A 25,675-nucleotide genomic window follows, 5' to 3' on the forward strand; every position below is an offset into this window, starting at 1 on the left:
GGAGGATCTATTAGGGTCTAACGATCCGTCCACCGGTCATCGGCGCCTTCACGCCCGTCGTGCCGGGGAAGCTGATCGGCAGCCCCTTGGCCGTCCGCGCCGCGAGGTAGGCGAAGGCCTCGGCCTCGATGCTGTCGCCCCGCCAGCCGAAGTCCTCGGCGGTCTTGACCGGCACCGGCGCGCGTTCGGCCAGGACCCGCATGATCTGGGGATTGTGCCGCCCGCCACCGCAGACGATCAGGGCGCTAGGCCGCGCGCCCAGGTCAAAGGCCTTGATCACCGCTTCCGCCGTGAACGCCACCAGGGTGGCGGCCGCGTCCTCGGCCGACAACGGCTCCACCAGGTCCAGCGGGAAATCATAGCGATCCAGAGACTTGGGCGCGGGGCCGGAGAAGTAGGAACTATCCAGGAAGCGATCGAGGATCGCCTGCTCCACCCGACCGGACGCGGCCAGGCGACCATTCTCGTCGAACCGACCCAGGCCGCGTTCCTGCAGCATCAGGTCGATCATGCCGTTGCCGGGCCCCGTATCGAAAGCCAGCAGGCCGCCGTCCTCGTCGATCAGGGTGATGTTGGCCACGCCGCCGATGTTCAGGGCCGCCACCGGCGCCGCCAGGCCCGAGGCGCGGGCGCGGGCGGCGTGATAGATCGGAGCCAGCGGCGCGCCCTGCCCGCCCGCCGCCACGTCGGCGGTCCGGAAGTCGAAGGCCACGGGACGACCGCAGGCCTTGGCCAGGCGCTCGGCGTCGAGCAGCTGCACGGTCCGGCCGATCCGATCCGGCGTCGGGCGCTCATGCAGCACGGTCTGCCCATGCACGCCCAGCAGGTCGAAGTCGCTCCAGGCCAGGCCATGCTCGGCCAGGAAGCTCTCGGCGGCGTGGAAGTGTTCGTCCGCGACAGCCTCCGCGGCCTCGGCGAAGATGTCCGGCGCGGGCTTGTCGCGCGGCCAGCCTCGGGCGACCTCGGTGGCGACCAGCAGCAGGTCGCGGGTCTCCTCGCGGAGTTTTCGTTCGCCGGCGGGACCGAAGCTCTGGATCTCTTCGCCGTCCGTTTCCAGCACCGCCATGTCGACCGCGTCGAGCGAAGTGCCGGTCATGAATCCCAGGATTTTCATGGGACCGTTGACTGCCACGACCGTGAAACGGTAGCTAGCCTCAATGATCGACGCTTTCGTCCCGGCCCGCCCCTATTACCGCCCGCTGCCATAGCGGGAGGCCGACCAGACACGTCGCAACGCCCCCGCCTCGCCGGGGTCGCTCATTCCAAGTCGATCATGCGCTCCGGCATCCCGTCCGGAGTCCGAAATGAAACCCTCACAAGCTGATCTCGCCGTGCTAGACGGCGCGCCATCTCTTCCAAAGCCGTCCAAACCAGAGAGTCGATCCATGTCCGCCGCGTCGTCCTTCAAGTCGGAGTTCCTGCGAACCCTGGAGGCGCGTGGCTACATCCATCAGATCACCCATCCGGACGAGCTGGACGCCGCCGCTGCCGGCGGGATTGTCACGGCCTACATCGGCTTCGACGCCACGGCCCCGTCCCTGCACGTCGGCAGCTTGATCCAGATCATGATGCTGCGCCGCCTGCAGCAGGCCGGTCACAAGCCGATCGTCCTGATGGGCGGCGGCACGACCAAGGTCGGCGACCCGACCGGCAAGGACGAAAGCCGCAAGCTGCTGTCGGACGCCGACATCGCGGCCAATATCGCCGGCATCAAGCAGGTTTTCGCCAAGTTCCTGACCTTCGGCGACGGCCCGACCGACGCCATCATGGTCGATAATGACGAGTGGCTCTCGAAGTTCGGCTACGTGCAGTTCCTGCGCGACTACGGCGTGCACTTCACGGTCAACCGGATGCTGGCCTTCGACTCGGTCAAGCTGCGGCTCGAGCGCGAGCAGCCGATGACCTTCCTCGAATTCAACTACATGCTGATGCAGGCCACCGACTTCCTGGAGCTGAACCGCAAGTACAATTGCGTTCTGCAGATGGGCGGCTCGGACCAGTGGGGTAACATCCTCAACGGCGTGGAGCTGACGCGCCGCGTCGACCAGAAGGCCGCCTTCGGCCTGACGACGCCGCTGCTGGCCACCGCCTCGGGCGCCAAGATGGGCAAGACCATGGCCGGCGCGGTGTGGCTCAATGCCGAGCAGCTGAGCCCCTACGACTACTGGCAGTTCTGGCGCAACACCGAGGACGCCGACGTGGGCCGCTTCCTGAAGCTGTTCACCGACCTGCCGCTGGACAAGATCGCCGAGCTGGAAGCCCTGCCAGGCGCCCAGATCAACGACGCCAAGAAGGTGCTGGCCGACGAAGCCACCCGCATGGCCCACGGTGAAGACGAAGCCCGCAAGGCCCGTGACGCCGCCGAGAAGGCCTTCGAACAGGGCGCGCTTTCTGCCGACCTGCCGACCTTCGAGGTGCCCGCCGCGGAACTTGAAGCCGGCATCGTGCTGGCGGCCCTGTTCACCGACGCCGGCCTGGCCGCCTCGCGCGGCGAGGCTCGCCGCCTGGCCCAGGGCGGCGGCGTCAAGGTCAACGACAAGGCCGAGGCCGACGCGAACCGTGTGATTGGATCGGCCGACCTGGTCGAGGGCGTCGTCAAGCTCGCCGCCGGCAAGAAGAAGATCGTCTTGGTGAAGCCTGTTTAGTTAGCTAGTTGATTGTCATCCCGGCGCCGGCCTAGCCAGAGGCCGGGATGACGGATTCCAAGGTGGAGAAGCGTTCGATGCTGCAGCCCGGCGATATGGCCCCCGACTTCGATCTGCCGACCGACACCGGCCGGGTCAGCCTGTCGGGCCTGAAGGGCAAGAACGTCGTCCTCTACTTCTATCCGAAGGACGATACCGCCGGCTGCACGTCCGAGGCCCTGCAGTTCTCGTCGGAAGTCGAGGAGTTCGCCAAGCTGGGCGCGGTGATCGTCGGCATCTCGAAGGACAGCGCCGCCTCGCACGCCAAGTTCCGCAAGAAGCACGACCTGACCATCGACCTGGCCGCCGATCCGCTGGGCGACGTGGTCGAGGCCTATGGCGCCTGGGTCGAGAAGAGCATGTACGGCCGCAAGTACATGGGCATCGACCGCTCGACCTTCCTGATCGACCGCCAAGGTGTGGTCCGCGAGGTCTGGCGCAAGGTGAAGGTCCCCGGCCACATCAAGGCCGTCATGAACGCCGCCAAGAGCATCAAGTAGTTTTCGTCTCTATTCGGAACCGTTCGGCCGCGCGGGTGTTGTATCCGCGCCTCTACCTGTGACCTTTCCAACCAAGCGCAACCTTAATGCGTGACGAACGCGGTCAGGAAACGTTAAGGGTCGGCAAGCAAAACTCGCTTTTTGCGACTCGCGCTCTCTTCGGGCGCGAAGAGTCTTGCACGTTTCCGCTTTATCGTAGCATATCGCCCAGACCTGAAACGGGGGGTTTTCTGGGACGATGGCGATTACGCGCTTCAAGCGGCTGCGGCATTCTCTCGAAGCCCTCTTTCCGGAGAGGCACATCTACATCCGCTCCGGCGGTGAGATGCGCGGATACGTTTTCTCCAGCAACAAGCAACTGCTCGGCGCGACCGCGGTCACCGCCGCCGCCCTATGGATGGGCGTCTGCACGGCCTCGATGATGGTCAACGCCCTGGCGGTCAGCTCGACCGACCAGCAGGTCATCAAGCAGAAGGCCTATTACGAGCGCCTCAACGCCGACCGTCAGGCCCGCCTGAACAGCGCGGTGGCCCAGCTGTCGGCGACCAATGGCAACCTGGACGACCTGGCCACCTCGGTCGAAAAGCGCCACGCCGCGCTCGCCATGCTCGTCTCCGATTTCAAGGGCGTTCCCGGCGCCGCCGACGCCCTGACCGTGGCCAAGCCGCGCCTGCTGGCCGCCAGCCCCGTTGAGCGCATCCAGAGCACCCGGATGGATCAGGAACGCCTGATCGACGCCGCCGAAAGCTTCGCCAAGAGCCGCGCCGAGCGCCTGCGCCTGGCCATGCGGATGGCGGGCCTGGACGCCGGCAACTTCACCGGTCGCGGCGCGTCCTTGGGTGGCCCGCTGATCGAGGCCAAGGATCCCCGCGCCCTCGCCGCCGTCCTGGACGTGGACGAAGAGTTCGCCAGCCGCATCCAGCACGCGGCCAACGACATGTCGGACATGCGCTCGCTGGGCGCGGCGGCCAAGAAGCTGCCGTTCTTCCGCCCGACCAGCAATCCGGCCCTTTCGTCCAGCTACGGTGTCCGTTTCGACCCGTTCACACGCCGGCCGGCCTTCCACTCGGGCCTCGATTTCCCGGGCGCCTTCTACACCCCGATCATGGCCACCGCGCCGGGCGTCATCTCGTTCACGGGCGTGCGTTCGGGCTACGGCAACACGGTCGAGATCGACCACGGCGGCGGCTTCAAGACCCGCTACGCCCACCTGGCCACCATCGGCGTCCGCGTCGGCCAACGCGTGGCGATCGGCAATCGCGTCGGCGCCATGGGTTCGACCGGCCGCTCGACCGGCCCACACCTGCATTACGAAGTCTGGGTCAACGGCAAGGCCCAGAACCCCAACCGTTTCCTGAAGGCTGGTGAGTATGTTCAGCAAGCAAGCTAAGTCCGCCCCCAAGGGGTCGGCCCGCATCGAGCCGCTGCCGACCCAGATGGCGGTCGTTCCCACGGATCAAGCCCGTCGCGCGCCGCCGAAGGTGGCCTCGCTGCTGTCGGCCGACCTGACCATCGAGGGCAGCGTCACCGGCGAGGGCGAGCTGCAGATCGACGGCGTGATCAAGGGCGACGTCCGCGTCGGCCGCCTGACCATCGGCGAAACCGGCCACGTCGAAGGCTCGCTCTACGCCGAGATCGTCGAGGTGCGCGGCCGGGTGGTCGGCTCGATCACGTCCAAGCAGGTCCGCCTCTACGGCACCTCCTATGTCGACGGCGACATCACCCACGAGCAGTTGGCGATGGAAACCGGCGCCTTCTTCCAGGGTCGCAGCCTGAAGTTCCAGCGCCCCGCGCCGGTCCAGGCTCCCGCTCCGGTCGCCCAGGCGGCGCCGGCTCAGGCGGCTCCGGCGGCCGCGCCGCCCCAGGCCGAAGCCACCCTGGCCCTGGCCAAGCCCGTCGCGGGCTGAGGCTTCCAGGCTCAAGAAAGTCAGAACGCCCCGGAGTGATCCGGGGCGTTCTTTCGTTCAGCGGCTGGAGAGCACGAAGGTGTTGCCGTCCGGGTCCTTGAACTTGGCGAAAGTCCCCCAAGGCTGCTTCTCGGGCGGCCCCTCGAACTCGACGCCCTTCTCGCTCAGCTTGCGATAGGCGTGCTCGACGTCGTCGCAGGCCAGCGAGCCGTTGAAGAAGCCGCCGATCCGGTCCTCGTGGCCGTCGGGCGTGAACAGCACTAGGCCGGTCTCCGCGCCGGGGATCGACAGCTCGATCCAGCGCTGCTTGCCCATGGGCTGGTCGGTGGCCACGCGCAGGCCCACCTTCTCGGTCCAGAACGCCAGGGCGCGATCCTGGTCGCTGACCGGGATGCTGACGAATTTGACCTTGCTGATCACGCTCATGGTTGTCCCCTCTCCGTGTTGCGATCGGTGTCGGAGGAAGTAGCCGCCCGACCTTGCGCCGGTGAAGACGTGCAGGCATTGCTATAGCAATGAATACGCCAAGCTACGAGATCGACCGCTACGTCCTCGACACCCTGATGGCCGACCTAGTCGGTCACGACCACAGGCCGTCGTCGTTCCTGGTCTACCTGGCGATCCTGGCGGCGCATGCCGATGGTCGCGCCAGCTTCAGCCACGCCGAGCTGGCCGAGCGCACAGGGCAATCTCGGCGCACCGTGCAGAACGCGGTCGAGAACCTGAAACGAAGGGGTCTGGTCGAGATCAGCCGCCAGGGACCGACCGAGGCGGCGACCTATGTCCCGCTGACGCCTTGGAAGCGCCAGCGGGATTAGGGATCAGGCTTCGGCGCCGTCGCGCGTGGCGCCGACGCGCTGGGCCAGCGAAGCGCCCATGAAGGCGTCGAGGTCGCCGTCCAGCACGCCTTGCGTGTCGGAGGTCTCGACGTTGGTCCGCAGGTCCTTGACCATCTGGTAGGGCTGCAGGACGTAGCTGCGGATCTGGTGACCCCAGCCGATGTCGGTCTTCTGGTCTTCCAGAGCCTGCTGGGCGGCTTCCCGCTTCTGCAGCTCGGCCTCGTAGAGACGGGCGCGCAGCATTTTCCAGGCTTCATCCCGGTTCTGGTGCTGCGAGCGCCCGGCCTGGCAGGCCACGGCGATGCCGGTCGGAATGTGCGTGAGACGCACGGCCGAGTCGGTCTTGTTGATGTGCTGACCGCCGGCGCCGCTGGCGCGGTAGGTGTCGGTCCGCACATCGGCCGGATTGATCTCGATCTCGATCGTGTCGTCGACCACGGGATAAACCCAGGCCGAGGCGAACGAGGTGTGACGGCGGGCGCTGCTGTCATAGGGGCTGATGCGCACCAGACGGTGCACCCCAGCCTCGGTCTTCAGCCAGCCATAGGCGTTCTGGCCCTTGACCAGCAGGGTCGCGGACTTGATGCCGGCCTGGTCGCCGTCGGTCTCTTCGACGAGCTCGGTGGTCATGCCGTGGGCGTTGGCCCAGCGCGTGTACATGCGCAGCAATATGCCGGCCCAGTCGCAGGACTCGGTGCCCCCGGCCCCGGAGTTGATTTCGATGTAGCAGTCGTTGCCGTCGGCCTCGCCCGAGAGCAGGGCTTCCAGTTCGGCGCGGCCGGCGCGCTCCTTCAGCAGCTTCAACTGGGCGCGGGCGTCGTTCAGGGAGTCCTCATCGGACTCCATCTCGGCCAGCTCGGCGTATTCCAGGGCGTCCTTGAGCTCGCGCTCGATCGCCTGCACGGACTCGACCTTGGCGGCCAGGGCGGCGCGATCGCGCGAGACCGCCTGGGCCTCGGACGGGCGGTCCCAAAGGGTCGGGTCTTCGACCCGGGCGTTCAGCTCATCAAGCTTTCGGAGGGCGACATCCCAGTCAAAGACGCCTCCTGAGCAGTCCCACGGACTGCTCGATGTCAGCCGCGGCGGCCTCGACATCCGGTCGCATCACGTTACTCCGTGACAGTGTTGAAGGGCGCGGGAGATAGCGTGCGTCGCGCTCCCACGCAATGACATCAGTACAATCCGCTAAGCGGGTCGACCTTCTGCGGTGGCGGTTTGCCCGGCTGAGCCTGGGGCTGCTGGACGGGCGGCAGGCCCGGCGGCAGGTCCTGGTAGGGAACCGGCCCGGTCGGGGCGACCTCGACCTTCGGCTCGGTGCCCGGGCGGAACGCTTCCCGGACGCCCCGGACCATGGCGAACTTGGCGGTCTTCGGCGGCTTGAAGTCGACCAGGGGCTGCCCCTCCAAGGCCACCTTCATGAAGTCGATGAACACCGGCACGGCGTCCGTGGCGCCGGTCTCACCCTCGCCGAGCGAGCGGTTGTCGTCAAAGCCGACGAAGACCCCGACCACCAGGTTGGGCGAATAGCCGACAAACCATGCGCTGCGATACTCGTTGGTGGTGCCCGTCTTGCCGGCCAGCGGACGTCCCAGCGAGCTGACGGCGGCGGCCGTGCCGCGCTGGACCACGCCCTGCAGCATCGAGGTGATCTGGTAGGCGGTAACGGGATCCATGACCTGATCGCCCGGCGCGGCGAAGCGCGGGCTCTCGTCGCCGCTGAACCCGGCGTCGCAGCGCTCGCAGTCGCGCTTGTCGGCGCGGAAGATGACCTTGCCTTCGCGATCCTGCACCAGCTCGATCAGGTGCGGCTCGACGCGGCGGCCACCATTGACGAACGGGGCGTAGGCGGCGGTCAGCTTGAACGGCGTCGTCTCCCCGGCCCCCAGGGCCATGGCCAGCACGGGGTCCATGTCGCGGACCACGCCGGTGCGCTTGGCGAAGTCGATGATCTTCTTCATGCCGACGCCCTGGGCCAGGCGCACGGTCATGGCGTTGATCGACTGTTCCAAGCCCTTGCGCAGCGGCTGCGCGCCGTAGAATTCCTTGTGGTAGTTCTCCGGGCTCCAGTCCTCGCCGTTCGCGCCCTTGAAGGTGATGGCGCTGTCGACGATCACGCTGGCCGGCGTGTAGCCGTTCTCCAGGGCCGTGGCGTAGACGAACGGCTTGAACGCCGACCCCGGCTGACGCATCGCCTGGGTGGCGCGATTGAAGTTCGAGAGCGAGAAGCTGTAGCCGCCGACCAGCGCGACGATGCGGCCGGTATAGGGCTCCATGGCCACCATGGCGCCGTTCACCGCTGGCACCTGGCGCAGGCGATAGCCGCCCGTGGCTGTCCTCTCCACGAACACGAGGTCGCCGGCCTTCAGGCCCTTGCCGTTCTTGGCCCAGGTCACGTCCTCGCCGACGATCTGGCCCTCGCCTTCCTTCTTCGCCAGGCGCACGCGGCCGTCATTGGAGACGACCAGGGCCGGACGCCAGTTCGTGCGTTCCGACGGGACCGCCTTGGCGAGGGCGGTCTTTTCCCAGCTCAGGTCGGTGGACTCGACATGGCCCCAGGCCCCGCGCCAGCCGTGGCGACGGTCGTACTTCTCCAGACCGTCCATCAGCGCGACGCGGGCCGCCGTCTGCATCCGGGGGTCCAGGGTGGTGCGCATATAGTAACCGCCCTCGTTCAGGCGGGACCCCAGGGTGGCCATGCCGCGCTGGCGGACTTCCTCGACGAAGTAGTCGGCGTCGCGATAGGCCGCGCGCTTCGGAGCGGCCTGGACGACGAGGTCCTCGGCCATGGCCTTCTCGGCGTCGGCCTTGGAGACCCAGCCCTGCTCGGCCATCTGGCCCAGCACCCAGTTGCGGCGGATGAGCGCCTTCGTCTTGTTGCGGATCGGGTGGTAGTTGTCCGGCCCCTTGGGCAGCGAGGCCAGATAGGCGCACTGGGCCAGGGTCAGGTCCGGCAGGGACTTGCCGAAATAGTTATAGGCGGCCGCGCCGACGCCGAACGAGCGATAGCCGAGCCAGATTTCGTTCAAATAGAGCTCGAGGATCTGCTGCTTGGTCAACGACTGCTCCAGGCGGTGGGCCAGGATCGCTTCCTTGAACTTGCGGCCGACCGTGGCGTCGCTGGTCAGGAGGACGTTCTTGGCGACCTGCTGGGTGATGGTCGAGCCGCCCTCCAGCCGCCGCCCGCGCATCGCGTTGCCGACGTTCTTGAGCATGGCGCGCGACAGCCCGCCCACATCGACGCCGCCGTGCTGGAAGAAGTTGCGATCCTCGGCCGCCAGGAAGGCCTGGGCCAGCTGCGGCGGGATCTGGTCGTAGGGAATGAAGATCCGGCGCTCTTTGCTGTACTCGCCGATCAGGGTGCCGTCCCAGGCGTAGACGCGCGTGGCGGTCGGCGGACGGTAGTCCTGCAGCTCACCGGCGTCGGGCATGTCGTGGAACAGCCAGGCGGCGTAGATCGCGATCGCGAATCCCGCGACCGCGATGGCCGAAAGCACCGCCACGCCCGCGATGGCCATCCATCGTTCGGTGGGTTTCAGATCCACGCGACCTCCGTCGGACAGGCCCCCTAGCCTGCCTTGCACTTTTCACTAGATCGCTTGTCGCCCAACCGTAAGCGGTTTTGCGGTCGCACCTTCGCCAGCGAAGCGCGAACGATCACCCTCTGTGATTAGAGTGCGCCGGAAGAAAGGGGAAGCGCCCCGCTTCGGTCGTGAGGCCTCAGGACTTGCGCAGACCCGCCGAAAAATAGGCCTCGATGGAGTCGGCCACGGCGCCGACCATCCGAGCGCGGCTGCCCTTGGTGGTCAGGAAGGCCTCATCGTCAGGATTGGTGATGAAGCCCATCTCCAGCAGCACGGCCGGCACGTCGGGGGCCAGCAACACGATGAAGCCGGCGTCGCGGTGGCTACGGCGCAGCAGCGTGGTTTCCTCGCCGACATTGGCCAGCAGCAGTTGGGCGAAGGCGGCCGAACGGTTCTTGGTGGCGCGCTGCGACAGATCCAGCAGGATCTGGCTGACCGCGCGATCGCGGCCCGGCAGGTTCGCCTTCATCAGCCAGTCGTCCTTCTCGAGGACGCGGCCGACGCGATCGGCGCCCTTTTCCGACAAGGTGTAGACCGAAGCGCCCCGCGTGGTGGTGTCCGGACCCGAGTCGGCGTGCATGGAGATGAACAGGTCCGCGTCGGCGCGACGGGCGATCTGCACGCGCGATTCCAGCGGAATGAAGGTGTCGGTCTCGCGGGTCAGCACCACCTGGAAGCGGCCGGTGCGTTCGAGACGGTCCTTCAGCGCCAGGGCGGCGGCCAGGGTGACATCCTTCTCGTGGACATTGGCGCCCAGCGAGCCGGGATCCTTGCCGCCGTGGCCGGCGTCGATGACGATGACCTTCTTCAGGCGCAGCGGCGCGGCCTTGACCGGCGCGGTCGCCAGGGTCAGGCGCGGCGTTTGCGGGGCGATAGCCCCGTCCACGGCCTTGAGGTCGATGACATAGCGATAGGCGCTGGCCCCGTCGCCGGGCGGCAGCAGGAAGCGCCGGCGGACCTCGGCCTTGCCGGCCAGGTCCAGGCGCAGACGAGCGCCGCCGGCGGCCTCGTCGATCACCCAGCGCTTGACCAGGCCCTGGCCAGAGCCCTGGAGGTCGCCGGACACCAGGACATTCGGAAGCGCCAGAACCAGGCGCTGGTCGTCCATGCCGTCGGAAATCAGCTTGCCGGCGGCGGCGCGATCCAGGTCGATGACGACGCGCGTCTCCGAACGGTCGCCGCCGAAACGGACCTTCTGCACGCCCGCCGGCGCGGCGGGGCCTTGAGCCGTGGCCACGGCGACGCCCGCGGTCGTCAGACCGCCGACAATCAGGATCGCCCTGAACCAGCCCATGCGGGCCAAACTGATGAGAACCTTACGCATCCGCCCGCGCTAGTCGGAATTGGTGAACCGGAGGTCAATATCGCCCGGGCGCGGTAGCGAAAGGGTTAAGTCGAGATCGTCCGTCGAACGCTTTTCTTTTGCGCGCTTATGTGGCTACAGTCCCGCCGCGCGCGAATGCCGTGATCGTCACGACTCCGTGCGGGCCGCCTGTGTTGTGGAAAAGAGGTCTTGAACCTCTTCCGTACCGTAGACGGCAGATTAGATAGTGTTTCGAGACGCGGCCGACCGAGCGGGCAAGATGCCTACCGAGACGCTGTGTCGCGGGGCTCGCGTCGGGCTCAAACGCCCTCTTGGCGACGACGCGCCATCCGATCCGCGCCTTCCTGGCGCGACAACAATACCTCCTCGCGCCACTCGTGACGCGACAGGCAAACCATCCAGTTCCGCGCCCCCGGCGCGGTAGGGACAAACGAAACCCCCAATGGGCTGCGCCGCACCCGATCGCCTTTGGCACCTGACCCTTCGGACCCGCTACAGCGGGACGACGACGGTCGGCGACGCGCGCGCCCTTCATTCATATCGGCGCCCGGGCCTCGCGCCCGCCGTGCGCCGTGGAGACTCCCTTAATGTCGAAGAAGATGCTGATCGACGCAGCACACGCCGAAGAGACGCGTGTGGTCGTCGTGGACGGAACCCGGGTTGAAGAATTCGATTTCGAAAGCCAGACCCGCAAACAGCTCCGCGGAAACATCTATCTCGCCAAGGTAACGCGCGTCGAACCCAGCCTTCAGGCCGCGTTCGTCGAGTACGGTGGCAATCGCCACGGCTTCCTGGCGTTCAACGAAATCCACCCGGACTACTATCAGATCCCGGTCGCCGACCGCGAAGCGCTGATGCGCGACGACAGCGGTGACGACGAGGACGACACCCCGATCTCCCGTCGCGCCTCGGGCGGCGACGACGAGGACGACGTCAACGGCGGCGCCCGCGCGGTCGACGACGACGATGACGACGTCGAGGAAGAACTGGCGCGCCGCAAGCGCCGGCTGATGCGCAAGTACAAGATCCAGGAAGTGATCCGCCGCCGGCAGATCATGCTGGTTCAGGTCGTCAAGGAAGAGCGTGGCAACAAGGGCGCGGCCCTGACCACCTACCTGTCGCTGGCCGGCCGCTACGGCGTCCTGATGCCCAACACCGCCCGTGGCGGCGGCATCAGCCGCAAGATCACCGCCATCACCGATCGCAAGCGCCTGAAGAGCGTCGTCCAGAGCCTGGACGTGCCGCAGGGCATGGGCCTTATTGTCCGCACGGCGGGCGCCAAGCGCACCAAGGCCGAGGTAAAGCGCGACTACGAATATCTGCTGCGTCTCTGGGAGAACATCCGCGAGAACACGCTGCACTCGATCGCCCCGGCGCTGATCTACGAGGAAGAAGACCTCGTCAAACGCGCCATTCGCGACATGTACGACAAGGACCTGGAGGGGATCTGGGTCGAGGGTGACGCCGGCTACAAGGAAGCGCGCGACTTCATGCGCATGCTGATGCCGAGCCAGTCCAAGAAGGTCTTCAACTACCGCGATCCGACGCCGCTGTTCGTCAAGCACAAGATCGAGGACCATCTGGCCCAGATCTATTCGCCGGTCGTGCCGCTGCGTTCCGGCGGCTATCTGGTGATCAACCAGACCGAGGCCCTGGTCGCCATCGACGTCAACTCGGGCAAGGCGACGCGCGAGCGCAACATCGAGGCCACCGCCCTCAAGACGAACGTCGAGGCCGCCGAGGAAGCCGCCCGCCAGCTGCGCCTGCGCGACCTGGCCGGCCTGATCGTCATCGACTTCATCGACATGGATGAAGGCAAGAACAACCGCACGGTCGAGAAGGTCCTGAAGGACGCTCTCAAGGACGACCGCGCCCGCATCCAGATGGGCAAGATCTCGGGCTTCGGCCTGATGGAGATCAGCCGCCAGCGCCGCCGCACCGGCGTTCTGGAAGGCACGACCCACGTCTGCGAACACTGCGAAGGCACCGGCCGCGTCCGCTCGGTCGAGTCGAGCGCCCTGGCCGCCCTGCGCGCGGTCGAGGCCGAGGCCCTGAAGGGCAGCGGCGCGGTGATCCTGAAGGTCTCGCGTTCGGTCGGCCTCTACATCCTCAACGAAAAGCGCGCCTATCTGCAGCGCCTGCAGCAGACCCATGGCCTGCTGGTCACGGTTCTGGTCGACGACAGCCTGCACGCCGGCGAGCAGGAGATCGAGCGCACGGAACTGGGCGAACGCATCGCCGTGGCTCCGGCGCCGTATGTCGAGGAAGACGACGACTTCGATCCCTCGGCCTTCACTGACGAGGAAGAAGAAGACGAAGCGATCGACCTCGACGACGAGGACGACATCGAGCGCGAGGACACCGACGACGACGACGCCTCGGCCCGCAAGGAGACCCGCGACGACGATCGCGGTGACCGTAAGGGGCGCCGCCGCCGTGATCGCGGCCGCGGCCGCGGTCGTCGCGACGAAGCCGAGACCGAGACAGCGACCGAGGTCGAAGCCGAGGGCGAAGAAGACGAGAGCGACGCCGAAGACCGCGCCGAGTTCGGCGACGAGGACGAGGACGCCCGTCGTCGCCGTCGTCGTCGCGGCCGTCGTGGCGGTCGTCGTGGCGGTCGTGAGGACGGCGATCGTCCGGCCGACGCCTTCGTCTGGATCCGCCCCCGCGTCCCGTTCGGCGAGAACGTCTTCACCTGGCACGACCCGGCCGCCCTGGTCGGTGGCGGCGAACCGCGCCGTCCGGCGCCCGAAGCCCGCGCCGAGGCCGCCACAACGGCCGAACGTCCGGAACGCACCGAGCGTCCGGAGCGTCCGGAGCGTGAAGAACGTCCCGCTCGTGAACGCGGCCGCCGCGGCCGTGATCGCGGCCGTCGCCAACGCGACGACGCCGTCCAGGTCGAAGCCGCCGTCGACACCGCCTCGGTCGAGGCCGTGACCGCCGAACCGGCCGAGCCCTTCGAGGCGCCGATCCTAGCTCCGCCGGTGATCGCCAGCCCGCCGGCCGACGTCTGGGTCGAACTGCCCGAAGCCGAGGACGCGCCGAAGAAGCCCAAGCGCACGCGCTCACGCAGCAAGAAGGCCGCGCCCGAGGCTGAAGCCGAGGTCGTTGCTGAAACCGTCGAGGCCGTGGCCGAACCCGTCGCCGAGGTCGCGCCGGAACCGGTCCAGGCTCCGGAACCGGAACCCGTCGTCGAGGCCACTCCGGCTCCGGCTCCCGAACCCGAGCCGGTTGTCGAGACGGTCGCCGCTTCGGCTGAGCCCGATCCGAACGAGATCACCACCCCGCCCGAAAAGCCCCGGAAGGGCTGGTGGCGCCGGTAGGTGACCTGATCGCGGCCCGCGCGTCTTGACGGCGCGCGGGCCGAAATCGTCTGGGCGACGATCAGGAAGCTCTTGTTCCCTCGCCTTCACGATCCAAGTTAGACTGGTCAGGGTTCGCGGGGGCGCGATCTGGAGATCACTCGATGACTTCGCGTAGCGGGCGCGCTGGGAAACGCCAGATGGGACGGCGATTGGGCGCGGCGACCGCCGCCCTGGCCGTTTTTGCGTCCGGCGTTTCGGTTCCGCGGGTCGCCTCGGCCCAGGACGGCGGCATGTCGCTGATCCGCGACACCGAGATCGAAGAAATCCTGCACCACGATTCCGACCCGATCTTCACGGCGGCCGGTCTGGACGCCAGGAACGTCCGGATCCTGATCGTCGGCGACAAGTCCCTGAACGCCTTCGCGACCCAGGGCCTGCAGATGGGCCTCAACACCGGCCTGATCCTGCAGACCGAGAACCCCAACCAATTGCGCGGCGTCATCGCCCACGAAACCGGACACTTGGCCGGTGGTCACCCGAGCCGTTCGGACGAGATGATGAAGGCCGGGCTCAAGCCGATGATCCTGACCATGGGTCTGGGCGTCCTGGCCGCCTTGGCCGGCTCCGCGGACGGCGCGGCGATCCTGCTGGGCAATGCGCAGTATGCCGGCGCGCTCGGAGCCCTGGGCTATAGCCGCGAGCAGGAATCCCGCGCCGACCAGGCCGGCGCCGGCTTCCTGGAGGCCACCGGTCAGTCGGGCCGCGGCCTCGTCGAGTTCTTCGACAATTTCCGCTACCAGGAGGTCTTCGACCAGGCCCGCCGGTTCGCCTATTTCCGGAGCCATCCGCTGTCGTCGGAGCGGATCGAGGTGCTGCGCAGCCGCGTCGAGCGCCAGCCCCACTTCAGCGCCGTCGATACGCCAGAGGATCTGGCCCAGCACGAGGTCATGAAGGCCAAGCTGGAAGGGTTCCTGAACCCACAAGTCGCCTTGATGAAGTACAAGGAGACCGACACCGGCTTTCCGGCCCGCTACGCCCGCGCCATCGCCTATTACCAGATGAAGGAGCCCGACCGGGCCCTGAAGCTGATCGACGGCCTGCTCGCCGACCACCCGGAAAATCCCTATCTGTGGGAGCTGAAGGGCCAGGTGTTGTTCGAATTCAACCGCGTGGCCCTAGCCGAGGAGCCGCAGCGCCGCTCGGTGGCCCTGAAGCCCGACGCCGCCCTGCTGCGCGTCAATCTCGGCCAGACCCTGATCAGCCTCGACGATCCCAAGAAGGTCGAGGAAGGCATCCAGGAGCTGAAGCGCAGCCTGCTCAACGAGCCGGACAACTCGGTCGCCTGGCGCCTGATGGCCCAGGCCTACGACAAGCAGAAAAAGGACGGTGAGGCGCGCCTGGCCACCGCCGAGCAGTACTTCTCGCTGGGCGCGGTGCGCGAAGCCAAGGTCTTCGCCATGCGGGCCCGGGAGCTGCTGACCAAGAACACGCCGGACTGGCGTCGCGCCACCGACATCGTCCTGGCTTCGCGCCCCTCTAACCAGGAACTGAAGGACCTGGCCAAGGAAGGCGCCGTGCAATCCAACCTCGGCCGCTGAAGCGGCCTTCCTCTCTTCCGAGACCTCTATGACCCTGCTTCGTCGCGCAGCGACCTTCGCCCTGCCCTTCGCCCTCGTCGGCGCGACCCTCGCCGGCTGCGGCAAGCCCCAGCCCGACAAGGCGTTCGGCGAAAAGGTCCGCGCCTACCTGCTGGAGCACCCCGAAGTGCTGGTGGAAGCTAGCCAGGCGCTGCAAAAGAAGCAGGCCGCGCAGCAGGCCGTGTCGGCCCAGCAGGCCATCGTCAAGCACCGCCAGGCTATCGAGCGCGATCCGCGCGACATCGTCATCAATCCGGCGGGCGCGATCACCGTCACCGAGTTCTTCGACTACAAATGCGGCTATTGCCGTCACGTCGCGCCCGAACTCGTCGAACTGGTCCAGAAGAACCCCGATGTCCGCCTGGTGCTGAAGGACTTCGTGATCTTCGGCAACGACAGCGAGGCCGCCGCCCGCATCGCGCTAGGCGCCAAGGACCAGGGCAAGAGCCTGGAGCTCTACAAGGCCCTGATGGCCGAGAACGCTCTCGACGCGGCCGGCGCGCTGCGCATCGCCAAGGGCCTGGGCGTTGACATGGACAAGGCCAAGGCCGTCGGCGAGAGCCAGGCCGTGACCCAGCACATCGCCGACACCGACGCCCTGGCCCGCATCCTGAACCTGTCGGGCACCCCGGCCTTCATCGTTGGCGACACCCTGGTGCCCGGCGCCGACATGAACGCCCTGAAGCTGGCGATCGAGCAGACGCGGGCGAGCAAGGCGAAGGCGGGCTAGATCAGTCCCGCCAGCGGCGAGCTGGGATCGGCGTACAGCCGCTTCTGCATCCGGCCGGCGAGGTAGGCCTCGCGGCCGGCGATGACGGCGTGCTTCATCGCCTTGGCCATGCGGATCGGATCCTTGGCCTCGGCGATGGCCGTGTTCATCAGGATGGCGTCACAGCCCAGCTCCATGCCGATCGCCGCGTCCGAGGCCGTGCCGACGCCGGCGTCGACCAGCACCGGCACCTTGGCGTTCTCGACGATGATCCGCAGGTTCACCCGGTTCTGGATGCCCAGGCCCGAGCCGATCGGCGCGCCCAGCGGCATGATGGCCACCGCGCCCGCCTCTTCCAGCTTGCGGGCATAGACCGGGTCGTCAGAGCAGTAGACCATGACCTGGAAGCCCTCGGCGACCAGCAGCTTCAGCGAGCGCAAGGTCTCTTCCATGTCCGGGAACAGGGTCTTGGGGTCGCTGAGGACCTCCAGCTTGACCAGGTCCCAGCCACCGGCCTCGCGGGCCAGGCGCAGGGTGCGCACCGCGTCCTCGCCGGTAAAGCAGCCCGCCGTATTCGGGAGATAGGTGAATTCGGTCGGCTTGATGTAGTCGATCAGCAACGGCTGGCTGGGATCGGTCAGGTTCACGCGGCGCACGGCCACGGTGACGATCTCGGCCCCGGCCGCGCGGGCGGCGGCGGCGTTGGTCGCATAGTCCTTGTACTTGCCCGTGCCGACGATCAGGCGCGAGCGAAAGGTGCGGCCGGCGACGGTCCAAGTTTCGTCGGTGTCGGGAGCCGAGACGGAGTCGGGGGAAACGTGCGCGTTCATCGGGCTGGTTTACGCCTGGGAACGCTCGGTTTCAAACGCCTTGCGTCCTTCGAGGCTCGCTTTGCTCGCACCTCAGGATGAGGATCTATCGCTCGGGCGTCCTCATCCTGAGGCGCCGCGAAGCGGCCTCGAAGGGCGCAGGATCAGCCGCCACCGATAAAAGTGACGATCTCGATGCGGTCGCCGTCGGCCAAGGCAGTGTCGCCATAGGTCGAGCGCGGAGCGATCTCGAGGTTGCGCTCGACGGCCACCTTGCGGGCGTCCAGGCCCAGGGCGCTCACCAGATCGGCGATCGTGACAACGTTGGCCACGTCCCGTTCTTCCCCATTCAGTAAAAGCCTCATATCTCCTCCGAAGCGAGCCGTGCTTGTGACCCGGCGGAACCGGCTATACAAGACCCTCGGAATCGACGGCGGAGCCGCATGGTAAAACCGATCCACGTGCTGAGCGGACCCAATCTCAACCTGTTGGGGACCCGCGAGCCCGAGATTTATGGCAAGGACACGCTCGACGATGTCCGTGCGCGCTGTGAGGCGCGGGCGGCTTCGCGCGGTGTTTCGGTGGTTTTCCGCCAGTCCAACCATGAGGGCGTGCTGATCGATTGGGTGCAAGAGGCGCGTGAGTCGGCCTCGGCGCTCATCATCAATCCGGCCGGCTACGGCCACACCTCGATCGCGCTTCTGGATGCGCTCAAAACCTTGAGCATCCCGGTGATCGAGTGCCATCTGTCCAACCCGGCTGCGAGAGAGGAATTCCGCCGCCACACCTTCGTTTCGCTAGCGGCCACCGGGATTGTCTCCGGCTTCGGCGCGGCGAGTTATGAATTGGCGATCGAGGCCGCTTTCGGCCTGATCCGCGTTTAGCAACGACATCGCCCGGCGTTTTCCGCCGCCGAGGCGTTCAAAAAGAACAAGGTAAGCTTCCATGTCGAACCCCAAGGCCCCCGCCGATCCGGTCGAAGCTCCGGCCATCGACGCTCGTCTGGTCCGCAAGATCGCGGACATCCTGAAGGACACGGGCCTCACGGAGATCGAGGTCGAGCACGGCGGCCTGAAGATCCGCGTCGCGCGCGAACTGACCGCCGCTCCCGTCAACTATGTGCAGCAGTCGGCCGCTCCGACCTACGCCCCGGCTCCCGCTCCGGCCGCGCCGGTCGCCGCGGCGCCGGTCGCCGAAGCCGCTCCGGCGCCCGCCGCCGCGCGTGGCGACGCCGTGAAGTCCCCGATGGTCGGCACCGTCTACATGTCGCCCCAGCCGGGCGCGGACGCCTTCATCAAGGTCGGTGACACCGTCACGGCCGGTCAGACGCTGTTGATCGTCGAAGCCATGAAGACCATGAACCCGATCTCGGCTCCGAAGGCCGGCAAGGTCGTCGAGATCCTGGTCGCCGACGCGCAGCCCGTCGAGTTCGGCGAGCCGCTCGTCGTCATCGAGTAACGATCATGTTCGACAAGATCCTGATCGCGAACCGGGGCGAAATCGCGCTCCGGGTTCACCGCGCCTGCAAGGAAATGGGCATCGCCACCGTGGCGGTCCACTCCGAGGCCGACCGCAACTCGATGTGGGTGCGCCTGGCGGACGAAAGCGTCTGCATCGGCCCCGCCCCCGCCGCCAAGAGCTACCTCAACATCCCGTCGATCATCGCGGCGGCCGAGATCACCGGCGCCCAGGGGATCCACCCCGGCTACGGTTTCCTGTCGGAGAACGCGCGCTTCGCCGAGATCGTCAACGCGCACGGCTTCACCTTCATCGGCCCGAAGCCCGAGCACATCCGGATGATGGGCGACAAGATCACCGCCAAACAGGCCGTGAAGGACGCCGGCATCCCGGTCGTCCCCGGCTCGGACGGCGGCGTCTCGACCGAGGAAGAGGCCTTCGCGGCCGCCGAGGAAATCGGCTTCCCCGTGCTGATCAAGGCCGCCTCCGGCGGCGGCGGTCGCGGCATGAAGGTCGCCCAGACGCGTGAGGACCTGGCCGAGGCGGTCTCCACCGCCCGCTCGGAGGCCCGCGCGGCCTTCGGCGACGACACGGTCTATATGGAGCGCTATCTCCAGAAGCCGCGTCACATCGAGCTGCAGGTGATCGCCGACAGCCACGGCAACGTGGTGCACCTGGGCGAGCGCGACTGCTCGCTGCAGCGCCGTCACCAGAAGGTGCTGGAAGAAGCCCCCTCGCCCGCCCTCGGCGCGGCCGATCGCGCCAAGATCGGCAAGATCGTCGTCGACGCCGTCAAGGCCATTGGCTACCTGGGCGTCGGGACCATCGAGTTCCTGTGGGAGAACGGCGAGTTCTTCTTCATCGAGATGAACACCCGCCTGCAGGTCGAGCACCCGGTCACCGAAGCCATCACGGGCATCGACCTGGTCCGCGAACAGATCCGCATCGCCGCCGGCCTGCCGCTGTCGTTCACCCAGGACGACGTCGTCTTCGAGGGGCACGCCATCGAGTGCCGGATCAACGCCGAGAATGCGCGGACCTTCACGCCCTCGCCCGGCACCATCACGGACTTCCATGCCCCTGGCGGGCTGGGCGTTCGTCTGGATTCGGCGATCTACACCGGCTACGCGATCCCGCCCTATTACGACAGCCTGATCGGCAAGCTGATCGTGCACGGCCGCGACCGCGCCGAGTGCATCGCGCGCCTGAAGCGCTGCCTGGGCGAGATGGTCGTGGGCGGGATTGAGACCACGATCCCGTTGTTCCAGGACCTCCTGGTTCAGCCCGACATCCTGGCCGGCGACTACGACATCCACTGGCTGGAACGCTGGATCAAAGCCCAGGAGGCCTAGGATCTAGCATGGTGCGCGCCGACTACTGGGACGTCAGCGACGAACAGGTCGTCGAGAAGACCGGTCACCCCCTGGCCCACTGGGCCGGGGTGATCGCGCCGATCGCCGGCCGGAAGTCGAACGATGTCGTCGCGCACCTGCAGTCCGCCCACGGGGTTCCACGCTATTGGGCGCGCACCCTGACCACGTGGTATCTCAAGCAGGCCGAACAGGCCGGTTGAGACGACAGCGTCGGGAACCCAGGTGGACGCCTTCACGGTCGACGATCTGATCGCCTGCTATGCGCGGGGCGTGTTTCCGATGGCGGACGCCCGGGATGACGAAAGCGTCTTCCTGATCGATCCAGAACGCCGAGGCGTTCTGCCGCTGAACGGACTGCACGTCCCCAAGCGCCTGGCCCGCACCGTGCGCGGCGGCCTCTACGAGATCCGGATCGACACCGCCTTCGACGCGGTGATCGAGAGCTGCGCGGCCGCCAAGCCCGGGCGGCTGGAGACCTGGATCAACCATCCCATCCAGCGCCTCTACGGCCAGCTCTACGCCCGGGGCCTGGCCCATAGCGTCGAGGCCTGGCGCGGCGATGAGCTTGTGGGCGGACTGTATGGTGTTTCGCTGGGCGGCGCCTTCTTCGGCGAGAGCATGTTTTCCACCGCGCGCGACGCCAGCAAGGTGGCCCTGGTGCACCTGGTGGCGCGCTTGATCGCCGGCGGCTATCAGCTGCTCGACACCCAGTTCATCACCGACCACCTGGCCCAGTTCGGTGTGATCGAGATCGGCCGCGCGGACTATCGCCGGCGACTGGCCAAGGCCCTGAACGTCCCGGGTGACTTCTACGGCTTGGCGGGCGGCGCGACGGGGACCGACTGCTTGCAGGCGATCAACCAGGCGTCATAGACCGGGTGCTGCAGCGGGTTCAGGCCCGGGGAGCTGGCGTACATCCAACCCTTGTAGATCTGGCGTCCCGGAGGGGCGGCGCGACCGCCCTGGGCCTTGGGCTGGGTGTCGACGACGACATAGGCCGTCGACTCCGGCGCGATCTCGTCCGAGGCGGCGGTCTCGCAGGCGCGGATGGTGAAGATCAGGGTCTTGTAGCGGATCGGCTGACCGATCGGGACCTCGAACCGCATGGTCTCGGTCGTGACCTTGTCCAGGGCCTGCAGGATCGCGATCGAGTAGCGTGCGCGCTTGGTCGGCTCAACCGGCTTGGCCGGGGTCGTGGCGGCCGGCTTGGGCGCGGTCGCCGCGGTCGGCGGCGGCGATGCTGGCGGATTGGGATTGGCCACGGCCGGCGAGACCTGGGCCGGCTGGGCTGGACGCTGCTCGGGTCCCGGCGCGGGCGCCACGGGACGCGGCGTCTGCGCGACAGGCGCTTGCGGGGCCGGCGGCGGGGTCTGGGCCTGAGGCGCGGTGTTCTGGCGCGCGAAGGCGGGGCCCGTCACGGTTAAGCCGGACAGGACGGCAAAGGCGGCGACCAGGGACGCCCGGCGGGCCATCGGGCCTATTCCGGCTTCCAGGCTTCGTAGTCGCTGGTCGCGGCGGCGCGCTCGCCGCCCCGGGTCAGCGAACCCTTCGGACGCCAGGCATGCACCGTGCCGGTCAGGTTCGGGAGGTGATCCTTCTCCCAATCGCGGCGCATCAGCGGAACCTGGGTCGGCGGCTCGTCGAAGGTGTAGTGCAGCCAGCCGCTCCAGTCCGGTGGGACCTTCGAGGCTTCCGCATAACCGTTGTAGATCACCCAGCGGCGCTTGCGTTCGTCGTAGCTGTCGCTGTTGTCGCGCGCCTCGAAATAGCGATTGCCCTGCTCGTCCTTGCCGATGAACACGCCGCGGCGGCCGATATGGAAGCGCTGACCCAGGGTCGCGCCATTCCACCACGTGAAGATCGCTTTCAGCACTACGTTCGCACCCGAAATTGCAGGGCCCCGAGGGGCATACATGGGCCGCCGCGACAGGCGCGGCGAAGCGGCGGGACCATAGCGCCCCAGCCCCGCAGCGTCCAGAGTCAGCCGGGCGACGGCAACTTCAACATCTTGTGGATTAGGGGCGCCTGACCCGCAACATCTATTGAGGCTCGGCGAGCAAGGTTCTAGCTTAGGGTGCGACCTTAAGCGCATCTAACGGCACGGAATCAGTCGTTAGGAATTTGGTAAGATATCGCGACAGATCGACCGGACCCGGAACCCGCCCCATGCGCACCCACGCCAAAGCCGCAGGAATGGTCTCCGCCATGGAGTGGCGCGACCTGGAGCGCAGCGACAGCGTCGTCGTCGTTTCCGCACCGCCTTCGTGGACCGACGCCCGTGTCGAGGCCTGGCTGGACTGGGCCGGCCAGATCGAGCCCAAGGCTCCGCTGGGCGGCGGTCCGGCTCGTTACGCCGACCGCGTTGCCCAGGCTGGCCTTGCGCGCGGTCTGTTCGGCGACAAGGCCGACGCCGCGGCTTTCCGCGAAGCCCTTCTGGCCACCATGCTGACCGGCATCGCCACGCCCACGGGCGGCCTGGCCGGCCTGGACCTGCTTCCCGATATCGCCGAGATCGAGTTCCAGACCGCCGTCAGGTCCAGCCTGGCGCGCCGCCGGGCCCATGCCCTGGCCACCCAGGCCGCCGCGCGCCTGGACAAGGCGCTGGCCCAGGTCGCCGACGCTGTCCGCCGCTGCCAGGGCGATCCGCGCGCTTGCGGCGACGTCCGCAAGAACCCTGCCCTGGCCCGCGCCGCTCGCAAGGCCCGCGAGCTGGGCGCGGACGACCGCACGATCCTCGACGCCATCGCCACCGCCGACGGCCCCCGCGTGGCGGCGACCGAGCTGCCGCCGCTTCGCGAACCCGCCATGGTCGCCTCGGCTTCGCGCCACGGCGTGGCGGCCGGCGACGAGGCCTCCGGCCTGGCCGCCCAGGCCGGCTGGGAAACCAGCGCCCTGACCCTGACCCTCTCGCCCACGGACGCCGACCTGCTCTCGCGTGGCGTCGGGATCGGCGCGGCGATCGACGCCAGCGCGTTCCTCGACGGCGAGAGCTTCGACGTCGAGCGCTTCACCTATGTCTGCCACCTCTGGGCCACGGCGCTCGAGCTGGATCGCGGCGACCGCCCCGCGCGCCTGGGTCTGGCCGGCGTCGGCGACTGCCTGCTGAGCCAGGGTCTTTCCCAGACCGGCGTCGAAGGTCGCGACGCCGCCGCCGCGCTGTGGGCGCTGGCGGTCGGCGCGGCCCTGTCGGCCTCCGCCGAGGCCGCCGCCGTGCTGGGCCAAGACGCGCTCTTCGCCCAGGACCGCCAGGGCGTGCTGAAGACCTTGGCTGAACGCCGCGTGCGCGCGGCGGCCCTTCGCTCGGCCCTCGCGACCGAAGCCGCCGCCGCCCTCGCCACCGCTCATGCCCTGGCCCGCAAGCACGGCCTGCGCTCGGCCGCCCTGGTCGGTCCGTTCGAGGACGCCGAAGCCACCTTGCGTCTCGGCGGCGCGCCGGTCGGCCCCTCCGGCGCGATGTCCCCCGTTTCGGTCACCCAGACCGCCGACGGCTTCCTGCTTCCCGCCTTTAGCGCCGCCGCCTTCGAGGCCCTGTCGACCGAGGACGTCGACCTCGACGCCGCTCGGCGCCACGCCCTGGGCCATGGCTCGCTGGCCGAAAGCCCGGCGATCGATCACGCGATGCTCCAGGCTCGCGGCTTCACCGCCCATGAGATCGAGAAGGCCGAGCACGCCCTGCGTGAGAACCAAGGCCTCCGCGCGGCCTTCGCCCCGGCGGTCGTTGGCGCGGGCTTCCTGCGTGACGTGCTGGGCGCCTCGGCCGAGGACGTCGCGCGCCGCGACTTCGACACCCTGGCCTTCGCCGACTTCTCGGCCACCGAGATCGAGGCCGCCCAGCGCCACGCCCTGGGCGCCGGCCGGCTAGGTGACTGCGAGGCGCTGAATCCCGAGCTGCGCGAGGCCTTCCAGTCCATCGAGGCGCCCACCTTCGCCGACCGCCTCGCCATGATCGCCGCCGTCGACGGCTTCGCCTGCCTGCCGACGCCGGTGGCCATCCCGGTGGCCTTCGACGCCCGCCCGGCCGACGCCGTGCGCGCCCAGGCCGCCGCCGCGCGGTCGGGGATCCGCGCCATGCGCCTGCAACGCGCCGCCGCGCCCGCCGACTTCAAGCTGGACCTTCCCGAGGAACCCGCCGCCGAACCGGCGCGCGCCACGCCCACGCTCACGCGCGAGCCCGTGGTCACCGAACGGGTGGTCGAGAAGATCGTCGAGCGCGATCGCTCGCGCCGCCGCCTGCCCGACCGCCGCAAGGGCTATATCCAGAAGGCGGCCGTGGGCGGTCACAAGGTCTATCTGCACACGGGTGAGTACGAGGACGGCGAGCTGGGCGAGCTGTTCATCGACATGCACAAGGAAGGCGCGGCGTTCCGCAGCCTGATGAACAACTTCGCCATCGCGGTGTCGCTGGGCCTGCAGCACGGCGTGCCGCTGGACGAGTTCGTCGACGCCTTCGTCTACACCAAGTTCGAGCCGGCGGGTCCGGTCTCGGGCAACGACTCGATCAAGTCGGCGACCTCGATCCTGGACTACATCTTCCGGGAACTGGGCGTATCCTATCTGGGCCGGGACTATCTGGCCAACGGCGACCCGGGCGAGTTCAACGCCGACGGCCTGGGCGCCGGCAAGGGCCTCGTGGACGACGAAGCCGATGAGCTCGACACCGACCCGGTGCCAGCCAGCAAGTTCATCTCCAAGGGCTTCTCGCGCGGCGCCACACCCGACAACCTGGTCTTCGCCTCGTTCGGCCGTCGCCGGCTCGAGGGCGCGGATCGGCCCGGCGCGGATGGGGAAATGTGCCCGGCCTGCGGGGACCTTTCGTTGACCCGACAGGGCGGCATGACCGTCTGCGACACCTGCGGAGCCCAATCGGAACGTCCGGGGCCCGTCGCCTCATCGTAGGACCGTTCTGTTGGCGTTAAGTTTGCTAGGCCAGGGTGCGAAACGCTTCTTTCGCGTAGGACGTGCGCCAAAATGAAACCGATCGCCCTGCTCGCCGCTCTTTCGATCCTGGCCGTGGCGGCTCCCGCCGTCGCCCAGAACGCCGGCCAGATCTCGTCCGTGCGCAACGGCGCCAATTGCCCGCGCTGCAACCTGTTCCAGGCCGACCTGTCGAACCTGGAGCTGAAGAGCAAGAACTTGGCGGGCGCGCGCCTGCGCCAGGCGGACTTCTCGACGGCGGTCATGAACCGCACCAGCTTCGCCGGCGGCGACCTACGCGACGTCAACGCCTATGGCGCGGTGCTGACCGGCGCGAGTTTCGCCCATGCCGACCTGACCAACGCCAGCTTCGTGGGCGCCTATCTGCAGGGTGCGAATTTCTCCGGGGCCAGACTATCCGGCGTCAACTTCTCGGGCGCCGAAATGAGCCGCGCCGTCGGCCTCACCCAGGGCCAATTGAGCCAGGCTTGCGGCGACGACTCCACGTTGATTCCGCGTGGTCTCTCCATCCCCCGCTGCCGTTAAATCCCCGTCATTACCGCGATTTAAGTGGCTTCTGGCGCCCCGTCGGTCCAAACCGTAACTCACACAGTCGCGTATGGACTGCACGGAGA

General features: G+C 67.8%; 26 protein-coding genes. 17 read left to right on the forward strand and 9 right to left on the reverse strand.

All coding sequences use genetic code 11. The features are described 5' to 3' along the window. Window positions 1–10 precede the first annotated feature (10 nt). Window positions 11–1,114 carry an anhydro-N-acetylmuramic acid kinase gene (locus tag AC1RRV_RS19540; RefSeq protein WP_492861307.1) on the reverse strand — a complete coding sequence of 368 codons (1,104 nt, stop codon included), beginning with the start codon at window positions 1,112–1,114 and terminating at the stop codon, window positions 11–13. Between the two features lie 43 nt (window positions 1,115–1,157). Here AC1RRV_RS19540 and AC1RRV_RS19545 point away from each other — a divergent pair, with 43 nt between their 5' ends. The 5 genes from AC1RRV_RS19545 to AC1RRV_RS19565 all read left to right on the forward strand — a co-directional run bounded on the left by AC1RRV_RS19545 (window position 1,158) and on the right by AC1RRV_RS19565 (window position 5,091). Next, window positions 1,158–1,208, forward strand: coding sequence for a hypothetical protein (locus tag AC1RRV_RS19545; RefSeq protein WP_324112648.1), 51 nt, complete (start codon window positions 1,158–1,160; stop codon window positions 1,206–1,208). Between the two features lie 96 nt (window positions 1,209–1,304). Beyond that, entirely contained in the window at window positions 1,305–2,645 is a 1,341-nt protein-coding gene (tyrS, locus tag AC1RRV_RS19550; RefSeq protein ID WP_492861308.1) for a tyrosine--tRNA ligase, read from the forward strand. A 77-nt stretch (window positions 2,646–2,722) separates the two neighbouring features. Then, window positions 2,723–3,184 (forward strand): peroxiredoxin, encoded by a 462-nt coding sequence (locus AC1RRV_RS19555; protein ID WP_492861431.1) that lies wholly within the window; start codon window positions 2,723–2,725, stop codon window positions 3,182–3,184. 238 nt (window positions 3,185–3,422) lie between these two features. Then, on the forward strand, window positions 3,423–4,574 hold the full coding sequence (locus AC1RRV_RS19560; protein ID WP_492861309.1) for a peptidoglycan DD-metalloendopeptidase family protein: 1,152 nt from the start codon (window positions 3,423–3,425) through the stop codon (window positions 4,572–4,574). Next, window positions 4,555–5,091, forward strand: coding sequence for a bactofilin family protein (locus tag AC1RRV_RS19565; RefSeq protein ID WP_492861310.1), 537 nt, complete (start codon window positions 4,555–4,557; stop codon window positions 5,089–5,091). The genes AC1RRV_RS19560 and AC1RRV_RS19565 overlap by 20 nt, the downstream gene beginning before the upstream one ends. Window positions 5,092–5,148: 57 nt before the next feature. Here AC1RRV_RS19565 and AC1RRV_RS19570 read toward each other — a convergent pair whose 3' ends face one another. Beyond that, window positions 5,149–5,517: a VOC family protein gene (locus tag AC1RRV_RS19570; protein WP_492861311.1), complete on the reverse strand. Its 369-nt coding sequence runs from the start codon at window positions 5,515–5,517 to the stop codon at window positions 5,149–5,151. Between the two features lie 89 nt (window positions 5,518–5,606). Here AC1RRV_RS19570 and AC1RRV_RS19575 point away from each other — a divergent pair, with 89 nt between their 5' ends. Further along, on the forward strand, window positions 5,607–5,909 hold the full coding sequence (locus tag AC1RRV_RS19575; protein ID WP_492861312.1) for a helix-turn-helix domain-containing protein: 303 nt from the start codon (window positions 5,607–5,609) through the stop codon (window positions 5,907–5,909). A gap of 3 nt (window positions 5,910–5,912) precedes the next feature. Here AC1RRV_RS19575 and prfB read toward each other — a convergent pair. The 3 genes from prfB to AC1RRV_RS19590 form a co-directional block, all read right to left on the reverse strand. Beyond that, window positions 5,913–7,035 (reverse strand): peptide chain release factor 2 gene (gene prfB, locus AC1RRV_RS19580; RefSeq protein ID WP_492861313.1). Its coding sequence is split into 2 segments (ribosomal slippage): window positions 5,913–6,965 and window positions 6,967–7,035, totalling 1,122 coding nucleotides; the frame shifts between segments, so codons are not numbered across the junction. Between the two features lie 67 nt (window positions 7,036–7,102). After that, on the reverse strand, window positions 7,103–9,472 hold the full coding sequence (locus AC1RRV_RS19585) for a penicillin-binding protein 1A (protein ID WP_492861314.1): 2,370 nt from the start codon (window positions 9,470–9,472) through the stop codon (window positions 7,103–7,105). Window positions 9,473–9,647: 175 nt separating this feature from the next. Further along, on the reverse strand, window positions 9,648–10,835 hold the full coding sequence (locus AC1RRV_RS19590; RefSeq protein WP_492861315.1) for an N-acetylmuramoyl-L-alanine amidase family protein: 1,188 nt from the start codon (window positions 10,833–10,835) through the stop codon (window positions 9,648–9,650). Between the two features lie 442 nt (window positions 10,836–11,277). On the opposite strand from AC1RRV_RS19590, the gene AC1RRV_RS19595 reads away from it, so the two are divergent. The 4 genes from AC1RRV_RS19595 to AC1RRV_RS19610 all read left to right on the forward strand — a co-directional run bounded on the left by AC1RRV_RS19595 (window position 11,278) and on the right by AC1RRV_RS19610 (window position 16,507). Then, on the forward strand, window positions 11,278–11,499 hold the full coding sequence (locus AC1RRV_RS19595; protein ID WP_492861316.1) for a hypothetical protein: 222 nt from the start codon (window positions 11,278–11,280) through the stop codon (window positions 11,497–11,499). Next, on the forward strand, window positions 11,423–14,158 hold the full coding sequence (locus AC1RRV_RS19600) for an Rne/Rng family ribonuclease (protein WP_492861317.1): 2,736 nt from the start codon (window positions 11,423–11,425) through the stop codon (window positions 14,156–14,158). Before AC1RRV_RS19595 ends, AC1RRV_RS19600 begins: the two co-directional genes overlap by 77 nt. A 143-nt stretch (window positions 14,159–14,301) precedes the next feature. Beyond that, complete coding sequence (locus AC1RRV_RS19605; protein ID WP_492861319.1) at window positions 14,302–15,738, forward strand: M48 family metalloprotease; 1,437 nt, start codon at window positions 14,302–14,304, stop codon at window positions 15,736–15,738. A 28-nt stretch (window positions 15,739–15,766) separates the two neighbouring features. After that, complete coding sequence (locus AC1RRV_RS19610; protein WP_492861321.1) at window positions 15,767–16,507, forward strand: DsbA family protein; 741 nt, start codon at window positions 15,767–15,769, stop codon at window positions 16,505–16,507. On the opposite strand, the gene AC1RRV_RS19615 is transcribed toward AC1RRV_RS19610, so the two are convergent. Then, window positions 16,504–17,316, reverse strand: a complete 813-nt coding sequence (locus AC1RRV_RS19615; RefSeq protein ID WP_492861322.1) for a thiazole synthase — start codon at window positions 17,314–17,316, stop codon at window positions 16,504–16,506. The two genes, AC1RRV_RS19610 and AC1RRV_RS19615, sit on opposite strands and share 4 nt — an antisense overlap. A gap of 143 nt (window positions 17,317–17,459) precedes the next feature. Beyond that, complete coding sequence (gene thiS, locus AC1RRV_RS19620; protein WP_492861323.1) at window positions 17,460–17,660, reverse strand: sulfur carrier protein ThiS; 201 nt, start codon at window positions 17,658–17,660, stop codon at window positions 17,460–17,462. Window positions 17,661–17,738: 78 nt separating this feature from the next. Here thiS and aroQ point away from each other — a divergent pair, with 78 nt between their 5' ends. The 5 genes from aroQ to aat all read left to right on the forward strand — a co-directional run bounded on the left by aroQ (window position 17,739) and on the right by aat (window position 20,999). Then, a complete protein-coding gene (aroQ, locus tag AC1RRV_RS19625; RefSeq protein ID WP_492861324.1) occupies window positions 17,739–18,179 on the forward strand; it encodes a type II 3-dehydroquinate dehydratase in 441 nt (146 codons plus the stop codon). A gap of 61 nt (window positions 18,180–18,240) precedes the next feature. After that, complete coding sequence (accB, locus tag AC1RRV_RS19630; RefSeq protein ID WP_492861325.1) at window positions 18,241–18,753, forward strand: acetyl-CoA carboxylase biotin carboxyl carrier protein; 513 nt, start codon at window positions 18,241–18,243, stop codon at window positions 18,751–18,753. Window positions 18,754–18,758: 5 nt separating this feature from the next. Then, window positions 18,759–20,105 carry an acetyl-CoA carboxylase biotin carboxylase subunit gene (gene accC / locus AC1RRV_RS19635; protein ID WP_492861326.1) on the forward strand — a complete coding sequence of 449 codons (1,347 nt, stop codon included), beginning with the start codon at window positions 18,759–18,761 and terminating at the stop codon, window positions 20,103–20,105. Window positions 20,106–20,113: 8 nt separating this feature from the next. Next, window positions 20,114–20,326, forward strand: coding sequence for a DUF4287 domain-containing protein (locus AC1RRV_RS19640; protein ID WP_492861327.1), 213 nt, complete (start codon window positions 20,114–20,116; stop codon window positions 20,324–20,326). Window positions 20,327–20,348: 22 nt separating this feature from the next. Next, a complete protein-coding gene (gene aat / locus AC1RRV_RS19645; protein WP_492861328.1) occupies window positions 20,349–20,999 on the forward strand; it encodes a leucyl/phenylalanyl-tRNA--protein transferase in 651 nt (216 codons plus the stop codon). Here the strand turns inward: aat and AC1RRV_RS19650 are convergent. Together AC1RRV_RS19650 and AC1RRV_RS19655 are read right to left on the reverse strand one after the other, a co-directional pair. Then, the gene (locus AC1RRV_RS19650) at window positions 20,936–21,598 is read right to left on the reverse strand and encodes a DUF2155 domain-containing protein (RefSeq protein ID WP_492861329.1); all 663 of its coding nucleotides are present in this window, start codon (window positions 21,596–21,598) and stop codon (window positions 20,936–20,938) included. The two genes, aat and AC1RRV_RS19650, sit on opposite strands and share 64 nt — an antisense overlap. Window positions 21,599–21,603: 5 nt before the next feature. Next, complete coding sequence (locus AC1RRV_RS19655; RefSeq protein WP_492861330.1) at window positions 21,604–21,999, reverse strand: NADH:ubiquinone oxidoreductase subunit NDUFA12; 396 nt, start codon at window positions 21,997–21,999, stop codon at window positions 21,604–21,606. Window positions 22,000–22,292: 293 nt separating this feature from the next. On the opposite strand from AC1RRV_RS19655, the gene AC1RRV_RS19660 reads away from it, so the two are divergent. Together AC1RRV_RS19660 and AC1RRV_RS19665 are read left to right on the forward strand one after the other, a co-directional pair. After that, complete coding sequence (locus AC1RRV_RS19660; RefSeq protein WP_492861331.1) at window positions 22,293–25,022, forward strand: TSCPD domain-containing protein; 2,730 nt, start codon at window positions 22,293–22,295, stop codon at window positions 25,020–25,022. 72 nt (window positions 25,023–25,094) lie between these two features. Further along, window positions 25,095–25,586: a pentapeptide repeat-containing protein gene (locus tag AC1RRV_RS19665; RefSeq protein ID WP_492861332.1), complete on the forward strand. Its 492-nt coding sequence runs from the start codon at window positions 25,095–25,097 to the stop codon at window positions 25,584–25,586. The last annotated feature ends 89 nt before the right edge of the window (window positions 25,587–25,675 follow it).

The organism is Caulobacter sp. GW821-FHT11E10 (genome assembly GCF_058808375.1).

Bases quoted from the DNA above. Each gene is read 5' to 3' on its own strand.
- AC1RRV_RS19540 (WP_492861307.1), bottom strand. From the start codon at position 1,114: ATGAAAATCCTGGGATTCATGACCGGCACTTCGCTCGACGCGGTCGAC.
- tyrS (WP_492861308.1), top strand. From the start codon at position 1,305: ATGAAACCCTCACAAGCTGATCTCGCCGTGCTAGACGGCGCGCCATCT.
- AC1RRV_RS19555 (WP_492861431.1), top strand. From the start codon at position 2,723: ATGCTGCAGCCCGGCGATATGGCCCCCGACTTCGATCTGCCGACCGAC.
- AC1RRV_RS19560 (WP_492861309.1), top strand. From the start codon at position 3,423: ATGGCGATTACGCGCTTCAAGCGGCTGCGGCATTCTCTCGAAGCCCTC.
- AC1RRV_RS19565 (WP_492861310.1), top strand. From the start codon at position 4,555: ATGTTCAGCAAGCAAGCTAAGTCCGCCCCCAAGGGGTCGGCCCGCATC.
- AC1RRV_RS19570 (WP_492861311.1), bottom strand. From the start codon at position 5,517: ATGAGCGTGATCAGCAAGGTCAAATTCGTCAGCATCCCGGTCAGCGAC.
- AC1RRV_RS19575 (WP_492861312.1), top strand. From the start codon at position 5,607: ATGAATACGCCAAGCTACGAGATCGACCGCTACGTCCTCGACACCCTG.
- AC1RRV_RS19590 (WP_492861315.1), bottom strand. From the start codon at position 10,835: ATGCGTAAGGTTCTCATCAGTTTGGCCCGCATGGGCTGGTTCAGGGCG.
- AC1RRV_RS19595 (WP_492861316.1), top strand. From the start codon at position 11,278: ATGGGCTGCGCCGCACCCGATCGCCTTTGGCACCTGACCCTTCGGACC.
- AC1RRV_RS19600 (WP_492861317.1), top strand. From the start codon at position 11,423: ATGTCGAAGAAGATGCTGATCGACGCAGCACACGCCGAAGAGACGCGT.
- AC1RRV_RS19605 (WP_492861319.1), top strand. From the start codon at position 14,302: ATGACTTCGCGTAGCGGGCGCGCTGGGAAACGCCAGATGGGACGGCGA.
- AC1RRV_RS19610 (WP_492861321.1), top strand. From the start codon at position 15,767: ATGACCCTGCTTCGTCGCGCAGCGACCTTCGCCCTGCCCTTCGCCCTC.
- AC1RRV_RS19615 (WP_492861322.1), bottom strand. From the start codon at position 17,316: ATGAACGCGCACGTTTCCCCCGACTCCGTCTCGGCTCCCGACACCGAC.
- thiS (WP_492861323.1), bottom strand. From the start codon at position 17,660: ATGAGGCTTTTACTGAATGGGGAAGAACGGGACGTGGCCAACGTTGTC.
- aroQ (WP_492861324.1), top strand. From the start codon at position 17,739: ATGGTAAAACCGATCCACGTGCTGAGCGGACCCAATCTCAACCTGTTG.
- accB (WP_492861325.1), top strand. From the start codon at position 18,241: ATGTCGAACCCCAAGGCCCCCGCCGATCCGGTCGAAGCTCCGGCCATC.
- accC (WP_492861326.1), top strand. From the start codon at position 18,759: ATGTTCGACAAGATCCTGATCGCGAACCGGGGCGAAATCGCGCTCCGG.
- AC1RRV_RS19640 (WP_492861327.1), top strand. From the start codon at position 20,114: ATGGTGCGCGCCGACTACTGGGACGTCAGCGACGAACAGGTCGTCGAG.
- AC1RRV_RS19650 (WP_492861329.1), bottom strand. From the start codon at position 21,598: ATGGCCCGCCGGGCGTCCCTGGTCGCCGCCTTTGCCGTCCTGTCCGGC.
- AC1RRV_RS19660 (WP_492861331.1), top strand. From the start codon at position 22,293: ATGCGCACCCACGCCAAAGCCGCAGGAATGGTCTCCGCCATGGAGTGG.
- AC1RRV_RS19665 (WP_492861332.1), top strand. From the start codon at position 25,095: ATGAAACCGATCGCCCTGCTCGCCGCTCTTTCGATCCTGGCCGTGGCG.